A 13912-nucleotide genomic window follows, 5' to 3' on the forward strand; every position below is an offset into this window, starting at 1 on the left:
CGCCGTACTGGTTTAAAGTTAATCCACTATACAATCTACGGCAATCTTTCATCGTTATACTGCCCATGCCAGCAATAGCGGGTTAAATTCAAATCAGGACAAGGCTGCGAAGCCACAGACCGTACAGATAATACGAAACCGATACACATCCAACCAAACACACATCATTCAAAAAACAAAAGAGCCTGCATAAAGCAGGCTCTTTATTTAAACTAATCGTACTAGATTAGAATTTGTGACGCAGACCAACTGTACCAGCAGTTTTCTCGTATTTGTTGTCGCCTTTGCCTTCTCTCAACCAACCGGCAGAAATCAGGGCAGAAGTGCGTTTAGAGAAGTCGTAGTCAGCACCGACGATTACTTGGTTGTATTGGCTGTTAGCTTGTTTCTCACCGTTTTCTTTAGCTTTGAAGCCGTGAGCATAAGAAACGCGAGGCATTACGTTACCCATACGGTAGCCACCAGTTACAGCAACTTCAGTACGTTCGTTTTTCTTAGCATTAGCTTTGTCAGCTTTGAAACCTTCGTATTGACCTGCAACAGAAACCAATACATTGTTTGCATCGTAACCAGCTACCAAACGGTGTACTTGGTGATCTTTATAAGTATCAGCAGCCAAAGTAGTATTTCTGTTGAACGAATTCAAGTAATCTTTGTCCAGAACAGAATGTTTAGCAAAAGAACCAGCATAGCGACCGAAGAAGCCGGCATTCTCATAGTTCAGACCCAAACCGTAAGAGTCACGGCTTTTCACATCGTGAGTAAACTTGTCATCAGGATTAGCATTGTCACGTGGTTGGTATTGTACGCTTGCGCTGAAACCTGAGAATACAGGAGAGTCGTAGCGTGCAGACACTTTACGATCTTCTACACGTTCTAATTTGCCTAATGCCAAAACATCTGAGTTTGCCTCGCTGGCTTCCCAAGGATCGATGCTGTCGCTGCTGTCTTTCAGAGGAGTATTGAGTTTACCTGCACGGATTTTACCGAAGCCGCCTTCCAAACCGATGAAGGACTCGCGAGTTCCCCAACCTTTGTCAGTACCGGCAACAGAAGTATTTTGCTCTACTTGCCAAATAGCGTTCAGGTTATTGCTCAGGTGCTCATGGCCTTTGAAACCGATGCGTGAACCGTAGTCAGCAATTTCAGTAGCAGTTTTGGTTGTATCCTTGGTAGTTACACCGTTAACTGTAGTTTTTTCTTTAACTCGGGAAATGTCAACACCGGCTTTAACTTGACCGTACAGAGTCACGTCAGCCATAGCTGCAACAGGCAAAGCTGCCAAAGTCAGAGCAATCAGAGATTTTTTCATTGCTGTATTCCTTTTCTATCGTGAAGAAATAACTTAAGCAGACCCGGATAGAATCCGCTTAGGCTTTACATTATCGCTGGAATCAGCGATTCCATGACTCTCACTATAATTGTTCCTCTCTAAAAAAACAAACTTTATTCACTACCCCTACTGACCGCCTGACCTCACAGCACCCGCATTACAACAAGGCATTCTCAATATTTTCCTTATAAATCATGATGTAATATTGAATTGCCCGCTGTTTGCATTTTTACAACACACTTTTCCTAAACGGTCGTTTTTGGAGATTGGCTGTTGTTTTTTGGCTAACTCGGGTAAACGAGTAAATTAAGAGAGAATCAGTATGTACTCTCTTAAAGCGTGCAATTTATAGGCTTAGCCAGTCATGCACATTGGAAATACCCACTCTTTTAAGATGGAAGTATGCATTCTCCTCTTTTGATTTACGATTTCACTGACGTAGCATCAGCATTACCTATGCTGCTCCTCCAAAGAAAAGGTCGTCTGAAATCTGTGTAGCGTTTTCAGACGACCTTTTACAATTTGCACATACAAAGCTAGGAAACCAAATTTTCCAAAGGACTGGTCAGAATATCTATGTTGTATCGGATTGCTATACCTTACTCATGTAGTGTGTGCTTTATCCACAAACGGGACATTACTAAAAAAGATTCCCTATAAGCGGACACTTTGTTTTCAGACGACCTCACAGCCATGCCGGCATTTCAGGACGAATGATACCGAACTCTGGCGGATAATCCACTCTGGTCAGATACAGCCCATCAGGCATAAAAGTCGGGGGGGCTTTTAATCGGCTGCGCTCTTCGATTAATTCCTGAAATCCGGAAACGCTAAGCCTGCCACTACCAACATAAACCAATGCACCCATGATATTACGCACCATATGATGCAAAAAGGCATTGCCGTGTAAGTCTAGTTTTAAGAATTGCGGCGTACCGCTGATTTTTGCACTATACAGGGTCTTAACGGGTGATTTTGCTTGGCATTCGGCAGCACGAAAGCTGGAGAAATCATGTTCGCCTTCTAATAATAATGCCGCCTGCTGCATTTTTTCAGGATCGAGTTTGAGGTGCGTCCACCCTATCTTCCCTTGCAATATCGGGGAGCGGACGGGAGATGATTCCAAAAGGTAACGATACCTTCTACCGTATGCGTCAAAGCGGGCGTGAAAATGTGGGGCAACCTGCTGCGCGAACAATACAGCCACACCTTCAGGAAGATACGCATTGACGCCCCGCACCCAAGCCTGCTCGGGACGGGCTACTTTGGTATCAAAATGAACAACTTGCGCAGTCGCGTGTACGCCTGTATCGGTTCGTCCGGCAACAATGGTTCGGATGGTCTCGCCTGCAATTTGGCTGAGTGCGCTTTCCAATACCGTCTGGACAGTGGATAAACCGTCGGCTTGTTTTTGCCAGCCGTAAAACCGACTACCGTCATAAGACAGGGTTAATGCCCATCTTTGTATGGTTTTTGTGGATAATGATTCGGTGTATGCAGTCATATGTCGTCTGAAAATAATAAAAGATGCCGTTTTCACGGCATCTTTTATTTTAGCATTGTTTAATTTCGATTTACTTACCAATATTAGGCATTCAATTCGTTCATCAATGCTTCGGCTTTATGACGGATCTCACCGCTTGCGTCTTCCAGCAATTCAGTCAACGTCTCGCGAGCAGCATCGGGATCACCGATTTCGACATACATTTTAGCCAGGTCATATTTAGCTTCCAGCGGAGCCGTCATACCGACGGACTCGGAGATGAAGCCTGATTCAAAACCAGAATGTTCATTACTGCTGGCAGCAGTATCTTCCACACCCAGATTTTCCCATTCGATGGTTTCGTCAGCGCTGGCTTCTTGAGTATTTTCAATACTGAAATCTTCGCCATCTTGGAATGCTAAAGGTTCGTCTTGCTTAATCTCAAACGGTTGAGTATCAGTTTCAGACTGTGGCTGCTCTGTTTCTTCAACAACGAAATCCAGTGCTTCTTCTGGGCTATCTGCCTGTTTGTCTGCTGCTTCAACTTCAGACAAAACATCTTCTTGTATATCAGCAACTTCAACTTCAGACGACGTTTCTTCTTGTGTACCTAATTCAGGGAAAGGCTCGATGGCTTTAACTGTTTTCGGCTCTTCCGCAAAGAAATCCCAACCCTCTTCCGATTCTTCGGATTGGGTTTCGGCTTCTTCTGTTTCTACTACGTCAATTGTTTCCGACTTAGGCTCTTCAATCTCCACTTCGAATGGGATTGGCTCTTCTTCCGGTGCTTCCGGTTGAGCTTCTGACAGGTTGTCTGAAACAGATGAAACAGGCGTTGCTGCAAAAGAAGAAACTGATGGGGTCTCTTCCTCATGCTGAGGCTCTGTTCCTACTTCAGCAGTTCTGTCTTCCATTACAACAGCAACGTGTTGATATGGATTTTCCGGTTCCGGCTCATATACGCTTTCGGTAGACTCGACAGTATCCCAATCGATATCACGGCGTTTTTCGGTTTCTTCGTCGATGGTAACGGCGCCGGACACGATGCTGGCTTGAGTATTATCCAGTTCGTTCAAATCCAGATCGACGTTTTCTTGAGCAGGTTCGGCAACAGGAGCCGGCTCATTGAAGAATACTTCATCATCGAAATCATCTTCAATTTCCAAACCGTCTTCTTCAGATTTGGAAGTTTCTGCTACAACTTGTGGTTGTGGTTGTGGTTGCGGTTGCGGCGCAGTGGCAGCAGGGAATACATGATCTTCGATACTGATATCGAGATCGTCCTCATCCTGATCGTCCTGATCTATCGCACCAGCCACAGGCGCAACAGCTGAATTCTTCCGCTTGCCCAACAAGAACAGTAACAGCAACAAACCTGCCGCTGCCGCACCGCCGATCAACAGCCAGCGCCATAATCCGCTTTCTTCCGCTGATGCTTCTTCTTGTTGTTTTTCTGTGGCAACTGCCGAGGCAATGCGCGCTTCGACATCAGCTTGTGCCTGAGAAATTTCTTGTGGTTCTGTGTTTGCTGTTGCAGACGACGCATTCGGCTCAGACAGGACATTTACTTGCTCGGCAGATGCTGCACCTGTTTCAGCTTTATTTTGTTCCTGAGTACCTGCCGTCGTTACAGCCGGTTTGGTTTCGGGCTTGGCTTCTTGTACCGGCTCAGCTTTTTTATCTTCTTTTTTATTTTCTACTTTGGTGTTTTCTACCGGAGTCTCTTTAGGAGGCGTTGCGGTACCGGTTTTTTCAGACGACCCTTGGGCTTGAGGCTTATTGCCTTCCTGAACCGGAGGTTTGACTTGTGCAGGTTTGGATGCCGTCGATTTCATATCGCCGTGCATCGGAATGTACAACACCTTGCCCGCAAGCATACGGTCGGCATCTTTACCGATGAACACGCCGGGGTTGGCATTGACCAATGCCTGTATCGTTTGTTCGACGGTCATGCCTTGCGGACGGATCTTGGTGGCAATTTCGGTCAGGGTCTCACCCTGACGAACCAGATGCTGCTTACCATAACGAATCTCGGTTCCATTGGCGCCTACGGAAGATTGTTGCTGTTGTTTTGACGGCTGTGCCTGTGTCTGTACCGGTTTATTCGTGTTGTTTTTATCTTTTCGTACAGCTTCCTTGCGAACGGTTTCATTTTGATTTCCGTTTTGTATCGCGCGGTTGATGCGGTCACGCGCTGCCTGACGGTCAAATTGAGAATGGTATGAATTGTTGTCAGCAGAAGAATTGGATGAAGATTCGCCACCGCTGCGCGCACGGCTTGAACCATCCGTTTTACCGGAATAGCCTGCGGGATCAATGATGGCTGTGTATTCGCGGGATTGCGAACCTGCGCCGACTTGGAAAATCAACACAGGGTCTTTAATCGCTTTGCTTGAGTGGATAGTGACGACTGCCTTGTCGCCCGACTTACGGACACTGGTACGCAAATTGCTATTGGAAACAGTCGCTTTTCCGCCTTTCAACAGCGCCTGAGCCTCGTCACCGGTTACGGTGATACTGCCTGAAAACGGCTCGCCCAGATGGGATTGGACATTCAGCCCGCCAAGCCCTGCGCTCGCACCAAACGACACTGCCAAGGCCACAGATGCCGCGATTAATTTGATTTTATGATGGTTTTTCAAAACTTGTCCCCTGTGTAAAATGACAACCCTGCTAGAACTGCTACATGCTTAACCGTATATTACGATATATTACGTTATGATATCTTCTAAAGTCGCAGTCTGCCAAGTAATCCGATGAATTAAGTGATGAAACGAACGAGAAATTAACAGGTTTGTAATTTCTGTGTTTCTTTTTTACAAATCCTACTGATAACATAGTTTATCATCCCGACGGCATTTTTTAAACCCTTTTTTTAGATTATTGCCCGCCTGCATCGGTAATTTCGTTTCCAGGGTGGTGCAAAAAGGTGAGGCTGCCTGTATGATTAGCGTTTAGCCGATTGGTTTCATCTTTTTTGTTTGTTTGATTATGAAAGTTTTAAGCGATTTATTGGCAGTCATCTTGTTTTTCCTGACTTACACAATCACGAAAAACATGATTACTGCGACTGCAGTTGCCGTTGTATTCGGCATTTTGCAGGCAGGTTTTACTTACTGGAAATACAAAAAACTCGATACGATGCAGTGGGTCGGCCTGATCCTGATCGTCGTATTCGGCGGCGCGACCATTCTACTTCATGATGACCGTTTTATCATGTGGAAACCGACCGTTTTGTTCTGGATTGGCGCATTGGTTTTGCTGATCAGCCATCTAAGCGGAAAAAACGGATTAAAAGCGACTATGGGCAAAGAGTTGGAACTACCTGAACATATTTGGAGCAAACTGACTTATGCCTGGGTCGCATTCATGATTTTCTTAGGTATTGCCAACTGGTTTGTATTTACCCACTTCAAAGAACAATGGGTAAATTACAAAATGTTCGGCTCTACCGGTTTTTTGTTTGTTTTCTTTATCGCTCAATTTTCCTATTTGAGCCGATATTTACCCCAAAAGGATAGTTGATGGAATATTACATGCTCCTGGCCACCGATGCCGATAATGTACACGAAGCCCGTATGGCGGCACGCCCTGCCCATCTGCAACGCTTGGAAGCTTTGAAGGCTGAAGGACGTCTTCTGACTGCCGGTCCCAACCCTCTTCCCGACAATCCGGAGCGCGTGTCCGGCAGTCTGATTGTGGCTCAATTTGAATCTTTGGATGCCGCTCAAGAATGGGCGGAAAAAGACCCTTACGTCGATGCGGGCGTCTATGAAGAGGTATTGATCAAACCGTTCAAAGCCGTATTCAAATAATGGGTATGCGTGAAGCTATTGAAGGTCGTCTGAAAACGTTGAATCCTGTTTTTTTGACTTTCAGGATGACAGCCATCTGCATGCGGGCCACTCGGGAAACAAAGGAGGCGGGCATTATACGGTCGTAGTCGTCAGCGAAGCTTTTGGCGGCGTCAGCCGTCTCAACCGCCAACGCACCATTAAAACCTTACTGCACGATCTGTTTTCCGAAGGGCTGATTCACGCATTGAGCATCAAAGCGGCCACTCCGGACGAATACTTCCACTAATTACAGACATACTGGACATAACAAGAGAAAATCATGAAGAAAAAATATCTCATCTCTATGCTGATGACTGCTCTGGTTTCCGGCAGCCTTTCTGCCCAAACCTTAGTTACAGTTAATGGACAAACCATCGACAGCAGCGTTATTGATGCCCAAGTTGCCGCGCTGCGTGCAGCAAACAACAAAATTCCCGATTCTCCCGAGCTACGCAGAGAACTGACCGAGCGCCAAGTCATCAATACCGTCGTATCACAAGAAGCCAAACGCCTGAAGCTCGACCAAAGCGCCGAATTCAAACAAGCTTTGGAACATGCCCGTACGGATGCTAAAAAACAAGGTGCCGATAAAAAAGCACATTTCAAAACCGAATGGGCGGCATTTGAAAGCGATTTACTTGGACAAGCTTATGCGATTCACGTCCTCCGTCAAAATCCTGTCCAAGAAAAAGACGTCAAAACCGCTTACGATAATTTCAGCAACTTCTACAAAGGCACTCAAGAAGTACAACTGGGCGAAATTATTACCCGCACCCAAGCGGATGCCCAAAAAGCCATTTCTGATTTAAATGCCAAGAAAAGCTTTGCCTCCGTCCTGAAGCAATATTCAATAGATGAACGCGCCAAACAAGCGGGCGGCATCCAGCAAGGTTATATTCCTTTAAAAGATTTGCAAGAAGCCGTCCCCCCGCTCTATGCCGCAGTTAAAGATTTGAAAAAAGGCGCGCACACTACAACGCCTCTGCAAGACAGCGACGTATATGCCGTCTTCTATGTCAACGACCGTCGGGATGTAAAGCTTCCGTCTTATGACGAATCCAAAAGCAGTATAGCCCAAGACCTGCAAGCCTCCCGCGTCGATGAAGCACTCCAATCTCTGTTGCAAAAAGCCACAATTAAATAACTGTTCACGGAGTTTTTATAATGAAATACCAAACTGCCGCCGCAGTCATCATGGCGACGGCTGTTGCCGGATTCGCTGTTGCCAAAGCGCCTGATATTGATCCGGCACGCATAGACAGCGAAGTTGCCCGCATTCTCAAGCAAGCCGAACAGCGTCCTGAATCCAAGCAGCAGCCTGACGGCAAAGCAATCCGCCAAGAAGTCGTCAAACACTTGCAAAGCATTGAAATTCTCAAAAATGCCGCACTCAAAGCCGGATTAGATAAAGATCCCGAGGTCCGCAACCAATTCCTCACTATGGAAGCGGAATTTTACGCGGCGCAATATGCCGACTATCTGAAGCGCACTGCCGAAATCAGCAATGCTGAATTATTGAAGTTTTACGATCAGCAAACCCGCATGATCAAGATTCAGCAGGTTAGCTTCGATACGCCCGAAGAAGCACGAGCAGCACAAGAATTGCTCTTGAAAGGCTTGTCATTTGAAGAATTGACGAAACGATATCCGAATCAGCAACCCGCATTTGAAGATTTCGTCATGGCAAGACAGCTGCGCCAACCGCTTGCAGGCATCTTGGGCCCAATGAATCGGGGAGAGGTAACTCACAATCCTGTTGAAATTGAAAACAAGTTCTTCCTGTTTAAAATCAGCGAAGTACAAAAAGACCCTCAAGCACCGCCATTTGATCTGATTCGCGATCAACTCACCCAGCTGTTGAAAGAAGATAAAGCCCAACAGCAAATTCACCAGCTATTGCGTGAAAACGGTATCGAGCAATAACACGCACTGAAACGATACGGACTTCGGTAAAACCACGCCGTACCGGTTTAAAGCGGATTCCCATATAAAAAGGTCGTCTGAAACCTGTTTTAAGGTTTCAGACGACCTTTCGTTTGATATGCTTGGTTTAATTAACCCGAGACCTTTGCAAAAATAGTCTGTTAACGAAATTTGACGCATAAAAATGCGCCAAAAAATTTCAATTGACTAAAACCTTCCTAATATTGAGCAAAAAGTAGGAAAAATCAGAAAGGTTTTGCATTTTGAAAATGAGATTGAGCATAAAATTTTAGTAACCCATGTTATTGCAAAGGTCTCAACCCGGTTTGCCGTCCAAACGCGGGCGGATGAGCCAAGGGATGTATTTCCATGCGTAAAGCAGCAAGGACAGGGCAAACAAGACTGCGGAAGTGCGGATGCTGTGGGTATAACCGGTGCCGCTGACGAAGGTTGCAATAATGCGGATGACAGTGGCGGCTATCATCAGCCAAAAGGCGACGGGTACGGATTTGGGTGGCGGATAGATGGAGTTGCCGGTATGCCCGAGCGCTGTGCGCGCCATCATGCCCAATGTCAGGACGCCGATACCGCCGACGCCGATGAGATGTACGCCAAGATTAAGGAAAGAGCCGTGGAAGTAGGAAGCACCGATGGCAATCAATCCCAAACCTGTGAACAAATAGCCTGCGAACAAAATCCACAGCATCGGTTCTTTCAAAACGGCTTTATACCACCAGCGGTAAACCTGTACGGTAAAAATTACGCCCGCTGCAAAGGCAAAAGCAGATGAAAGCCAAGGCAGGGCATGGTGCGCCATCAGCATGGCAGTCAGCATGGGCAGCCAGAGGGACGCGTGCGCGACCCACATCGGACTGGGGATTTGCGGAACATTCAGGCGTTTGGAGGTAAAGAAGGAAATAATCCGCATACCGATAAGGCCGATAAAGCCTGAGACCATAATCAGACCGGACTGTAGCCCGCTGAGCAGTGCAGATGCGTTTCCGGCATGCAGTTGGAAGTGGAATGCGGCATGCGTGCAGCCTAGGACGACGATGGCGAATACGGCGACGTAGTTGCGTTTGTTTTTGGAACGGATGACGGGCAATGCCATGCAAACTGCGCCGTACCAAAAAAACAGCGTGCCGAGTATGCCGCTGGCGGTTGCACCCCAGCCCGGAATGAAAACGGCAATCCTTGCTGCCAACCAAAATGCGGTTAATCCAGCCAACACGCCGCCGCGCGTGGGCGGCTGCCCCGTCCAAGTGGCAACGGCGGTCAATAGGAAGGCAATGACGACGAGTCCGGCATAGCCCCAGATCATCTCATGGGCGTGCCAATAAAAATTGGACAACTCGGGCGTACCCGTATAGCCGAAGCCCCAAAGCAGGACGGAGATTGCGCCGTATAGTGCCGCCAGCGAGTAAAACGGGCGGAATGCCATTGCCCAAACAGGGTGTTTGAAAAAGGCGGTCATGGTAGTTCCTTGGTTTGTTTTTTGAATGGTTTGTTTTAGGTTTGAATAGACAGGAGGGTCGTCTGAAAACGCTAAAATCATGCTTTTGGATTTTTCAGACGACCTTTTTCAGATTCCTTCGGGTTCCGGCAAAAACGGCTCGACTGCGGGAAACAGTTCGCGTTCTTCAAAACGGGCATGGTCGCGCAGGGTAACGGCAAAGTCTTTGTTCCATGCTTCGTTAAGATATTCAGGATTTGCCATCATGCTGCGCAGTTTGGCGTGTTCGGCTTCGAAACGTTCGCGCATCGCAACGGAAATATTCTGCCAATGCGGGGCGAACATGGTTTCTTCTTCGACAAAATGCGGTTCCAATTCAAGGAAATGGGCTTCGAGCTCTGTTTGATGGCTTTCAGCGGGCGCGCGCAGGAGGCGGACGCAGAGTGAAAGGGCGTGATGGTGTTCGCGGGAAAGTTCGATAAGTGCTGGGTGGCGTTTTAACGGCTTCATAATATTTGATTATAATGATAATAAATTATCAAACTACACTGGATTAATTTAAATGTTTCAGATATTATGAAACTTAATCATATATAAAGTCAAACACATAACGGCGACAATTTCCCACTGGGAACACTGCCGCCGCCCTAAAAAAATAATATATTCTGAACAGAGAAAACCATGTATCTGACGCAACATACGGATTATGGTCTGCGGGTATTGATTTATGCGGCCATAAACGACGATTCGTTAGTCAATATCGGAACCATTGCCGAAGCCTATAACATCTCCAAAAGTCATTTGATGAAAGTCGTTACCGCGCTTGTCAAAGGCGGATTTCTGACCAGCATAAGAGGGAAAGGAGGCGGACTGCGTCTTGCCGACACACCCGATAAAATCAATGTCGGCGCGGTCGTGCGCCATCTTGAACCCATGCAGATTGTCGAATGCATGGGGGAAAACAACGAATGCCTGATTACGCCGTCTTGCCGCCTTACCGGCATTTTGGGCGGAGCGATTAAGGCTTTCTTTGCGCATTTGGACGGGTTTACTTTGCAGGATCTACTCAATAAACCGACCTACGATTTGCTATACGAACCCAAAATCGAAATCGTTGTCGAAAAAACAGACGATAAATCGGCATAAGCTACCTACTCTGCCGATATGTTTTAAGAGACTTAACTGAAAACCCGCACAATCCCAAAATAGGAAACATCTGATCATTCTTGTAACCACAACATTTCACAAGCATCAAATTTTCTATTTTCAGACGACCTTTTTGGGAAAGTGTACGGGTCCATCCCGCTATTCAAGCCACACCAACTACCGACCTGCAATAGCGGGAATCAATCTAAGAACACAAGCCAATCAATAAAATAATATTTTTGCAGCTTTTTCTCCTCTAAGGCACACCATCGCCATCGTTTTATCCAAACCACTTTTATTGTAAATTTGTGAACTTTTCCGGATGAACAACTTCTAACGCAGTTGACTGAGGCGTCGCTTCCTCTTTTTCTTTTGTTTTATTGTGATAATGAATAGCAATATCAAAATATTGCATTGTACATATTAATATTTTAGATTATTTCAGAATAAATATTAACTCAAAAAACAGATGTAAAAACAGGTTGCAAACAAAAATTGTTGCTATTATCATGCGTCGATTATGAATAAAGACCGAATTTTAATCCCAGTAGCCGTCATTACCGTATCATTGCTTCACGCAGGTTTGATTGCGCTTTTGTGGGAAACATACAAACCGCTTATACCGGAAATGGCAAATATTGAGTTTGTCGATTTGGCGGATTTAGGTGGTGGCGACGGAGGTGGAGACGGCACCCCCGAAGGCGAAGGTGCGCCTGCCGCTCCTGAAAAAACACCCGAACCGCAAAAACCTAAGCCACAGCCTAAACCCAAGCCGGTCGAACAGCCCAAACCACAGTTTAAGCCGGTCATAACAAAAAAAGCGGATGCTGATATCCAGCAGCCGAAAGAGAAGCCCAAGCCGGTTGAAAAACCAAAGCCTGAGCCAAAACCCGAACCCAAACCGGAACCGAAGCCTGAACCTAAACCCGAACCACGTCCAGAGCCTAAACCCCAACCCAAACCAGAATCCAAGCCTGCACCTAAAGCCTCGGACTACACCAGCAGCAGTAAAACCGGGCCGAATACTGCGGAAAACGGACAAGGTAAGGCTCCTCATGGCGACAGCAAAGGAAACGGCGGAGGCAACAAAGGCCCTGGTAACGGACAAGGTGAAGGCAGCGGCCCCGGCAGTGGTGGCAACAAAGGCGAACATGGTTCAGGTAGTGGCAGTGGAGGAGGTTCCGGCGGTGGAAATGGCCCTGGAACAGGAGCAGGTAGTAGTAGAGCCAATCCGGTTAAAGGTGGCACTTGCCATATTCCTAAACCGCCATATCCTCCTATAGCGGCAGAAAACGGAGATACAGGTACAGTTATGCTGAGTGTCTTGGTTGGCCCAGGAGGAAAAGTTGCTGAAGTTAAAATTTTAAAACGCAGTGGCTCCAATGCTCTTGACCAAGCTGCCCGTAAAGCAGTTAAAAATGGTGCTTGCAATGCCTCTGTCTGGACTGAATTCCGAGTCCCGGTCTCTTTTACTCTTGAGTAATCGGGCTCAACACCTTTATCGACAAAAGTTTTAATTTACTTGGAAAATTTGGAAAAATTATGGATTTAAAAACAATATTCGAATCAGGCGATTTTGTTCTGATCAGTGTATTCGTGTTGATGTTAGTGATGAGCATCGTGACTTGGTGCCTGATTATCCTGCGCTCCATCAAACTGAAAAAAGCCAAAACCGCCAACGCACTCGTTAAAACGCAAATGCTTAATGCCTTTACGCTTACCGAAGCCGTGCAAAAAGTGAAAGATATTGATGCGCCCATGAGCCGCGTAGCGGACGAATCCCTGCGTGCCTACCAAAGCTATCGTCAAAGCAACGCGAAAACCCTGACTACCGAGCTGCCTTTGAACGAATACCTCGTCATTCAAATCCGAAACAGCATGGAACAAAACATGCGCCAGTTTGATTACGGCATGACTGCTTTGGCATCCATCGGTTCAACCGCCCCGTTTATCGGCTTGTTCGGTACGGTCTGGGGGATTTACCACGCCTTAATCAATATCGGTCAAAGCGGTCAAATGAGTATTGCCGCAGTAGCCGGCCCGATTGGTGAGGCGTTGGTGTCAACCGCCATCGGTTTGTTTGTCGCCATCCCTGCTGTCTTGGCGTATAACTTCCTCAACCGCGGTAAGAAAACCCTCTCTCAAGATATGGACGCTTTCGCACACGATTTACACGTCCGCCTGTTGAATCAAAAGGACTAAATTATGGCATTCGGCTCTATGAATTCCGGCGATGATGCACCGATGTCAGACATCAACGTCACGCCTTTGGTCGACGTGATGCTGGTACTGTTGATCGTTTTCATGATCACCATGCCCGTACTAACCCACTCGATTCCTTTGGAACTGCCGTCCGCTTCAGAAAATGCAGCGAAGCAGAAGGAAAAGCAGCCTAAAGACCCTCTACGCCTGACCATAGATGTTAATGGCAACTATTACATCGATGGTGATTCTGCAACCAAAGCGGATATTAATACGGTTACTTCCCGACTGAAAACTGAAAAGCAGAAAAACGCCAATACCATCGTTGCCATTTCAGCAGACAAGGCCGTTGAATACGAATATGTCAACAAAGCCCTCGAAGCTGCCCGCGAAGCAGGTATTACCAAAATCGGCTTTGTGACCGAAACTAAAGCACAATAATGCCGACAGTAAAAAAGGTCGTCTGAAAAGCATTCCTACTTTTCAGACGACCTTTTACATACAGAGACCTTTGCAAAATTCCCCAAAATCCCCTA

General features: G+C 46.6%; 13 protein-coding genes and 1 pseudogene. 9 read left to right on the plus strand and 5 right to left on the minus strand.

Annotation, left to right across the window (positions count from 1 at the left end; translation table 11 throughout):
• Positions 1 to 226: 226 nt before the first annotated feature.
• The 3 genes from porB to HMPREF3050_RS08680 all read right to left on the minus strand — a co-directional run bounded on the left by porB (position 227) and on the right by HMPREF3050_RS08680 (position 5458).
• Positions 227 to 1312 (minus strand): trimeric porin PorB, encoded by a 1086-nt coding sequence (porB, locus tag HMPREF3050_RS08670; protein WP_003742791.1) that lies wholly within the window; start codon positions 1310 to 1312, stop codon positions 227 to 229.
• A gap of 706 nt (positions 1313 to 2018) precedes the next feature.
• Positions 2019 to 2837, minus strand: coding sequence for a tRNA pseudouridine(38-40) synthase TruA (gene truA / locus HMPREF3050_RS08675; RefSeq protein WP_070774472.1), 819 nt, complete (start codon positions 2835 to 2837; stop codon positions 2019 to 2021).
• Between the two features lie 83 nt (positions 2838 to 2920).
• Positions 2921 to 5458, minus strand: a complete 2538-nt coding sequence (locus HMPREF3050_RS08680) for a motility hub landmark protein FimV (RefSeq protein WP_070774473.1) — start codon at positions 5456 to 5458, stop codon at positions 2921 to 2923.
• A 349-nt stretch (positions 5459 to 5807) separates the two neighbouring features.
• Here HMPREF3050_RS08680 and HMPREF3050_RS08685 point away from each other — a divergent pair, with 349 nt between their 5' ends.
• The 5 genes and pseudogenes from HMPREF3050_RS08685 to HMPREF3050_RS08700 all read left to right on the plus strand — a co-directional run bounded on the left by HMPREF3050_RS08685 (position 5808) and on the right by HMPREF3050_RS08700 (position 8575).
• Entirely contained in the window at positions 5808 to 6341 is a 534-nt protein-coding gene (locus HMPREF3050_RS08685; protein WP_070774474.1) for a septation protein A, read from the plus strand.
• Positions 6341 to 6631 carry a YciI family protein gene (locus HMPREF3050_RS08690; RefSeq protein ID WP_003759356.1) on the plus strand — a complete coding sequence of 97 codons (291 nt, stop codon included), beginning with the start codon at positions 6341 to 6343 and terminating at the stop codon, positions 6629 to 6631. Before HMPREF3050_RS08685 ends, HMPREF3050_RS08690 begins: the two co-directional genes overlap by 1 nt.
• Positions 6631 to 6899, plus strand: a pseudogene (locus HMPREF3050_RS13645) (BolA family protein). The gene HMPREF3050_RS08690 and the pseudogene HMPREF3050_RS13645 overlap by 1 nt, the downstream one beginning before the upstream one ends.
• A 33-nt stretch (positions 6900 to 6932) precedes the next feature.
• Positions 6933 to 7796, plus strand: a complete 864-nt coding sequence (locus tag HMPREF3050_RS08695) for a peptidylprolyl isomerase (RefSeq protein WP_070774475.1) — start codon at positions 6933 to 6935, stop codon at positions 7794 to 7796.
• Between the two features lie 20 nt (positions 7797 to 7816).
• Positions 7817 to 8575, plus strand: coding sequence for a peptidyl-prolyl cis-trans isomerase (locus HMPREF3050_RS08700; protein ID WP_003764894.1), 759 nt, complete (start codon positions 7817 to 7819; stop codon positions 8573 to 8575).
• Between the two features lie 316 nt (positions 8576 to 8891).
• On the opposite strand, the gene HMPREF3050_RS08705 is transcribed toward HMPREF3050_RS08700, so the two are convergent.
• Complete coding sequence (locus HMPREF3050_RS08705; RefSeq protein WP_070774476.1) at positions 8892 to 10049, minus strand: NnrS family protein; 1158 nt, start codon at positions 10047 to 10049, stop codon at positions 8892 to 8894.
• Positions 10050 to 10157: 108 nt separating this feature from the next.
• On the minus strand, positions 10158 to 10538 hold the full coding sequence (locus HMPREF3050_RS08710) for a hemerythrin domain-containing protein (RefSeq protein ID WP_070774477.1): 381 nt from the start codon (positions 10536 to 10538) through the stop codon (positions 10158 to 10160).
• A 171-nt stretch (positions 10539 to 10709) separates the two neighbouring features.
• Between HMPREF3050_RS08710 and HMPREF3050_RS08715 the strand changes: the two genes are divergently transcribed.
• The 4 genes from HMPREF3050_RS08715 to HMPREF3050_RS08730 all read left to right on the plus strand — a co-directional run bounded on the left by HMPREF3050_RS08715 (position 10710) and on the right by HMPREF3050_RS08730 (position 13817).
• Positions 10710 to 11174, plus strand: a complete 465-nt coding sequence (locus tag HMPREF3050_RS08715; RefSeq protein ID WP_070774478.1) for an Rrf2 family transcriptional regulator — start codon at positions 10710 to 10712, stop codon at positions 11172 to 11174.
• 520 nt (positions 11175 to 11694) lie between these two features.
• Complete coding sequence (locus HMPREF3050_RS08720) at positions 11695 to 12657, plus strand: energy transducer TonB (RefSeq protein ID WP_070774479.1); 963 nt, start codon at positions 11695 to 11697, stop codon at positions 12655 to 12657.
• Between the two features lie 59 nt (positions 12658 to 12716).
• Entirely contained in the window at positions 12717 to 13376 is a 660-nt protein-coding gene (locus tag HMPREF3050_RS08725; RefSeq protein ID WP_003759374.1) for a MotA/TolQ/ExbB proton channel family protein, read from the plus strand.
• Positions 13377 to 13379: 3 nt separating this feature from the next.
• Positions 13380 to 13817, plus strand: coding sequence for an ExbD/TolR family protein (locus tag HMPREF3050_RS08730; protein WP_003759376.1), 438 nt, complete (start codon positions 13380 to 13382; stop codon positions 13815 to 13817).
• The last annotated feature ends 95 nt before the right edge of the window (positions 13818 to 13912 follow it).

This window comes from Neisseria sp. HMSC065D04 (assembly GCF_001815675.1).
Lineage (GTDB): Bacteria > Pseudomonadota > Gammaproteobacteria > Burkholderiales > Neisseriaceae > Neisseria.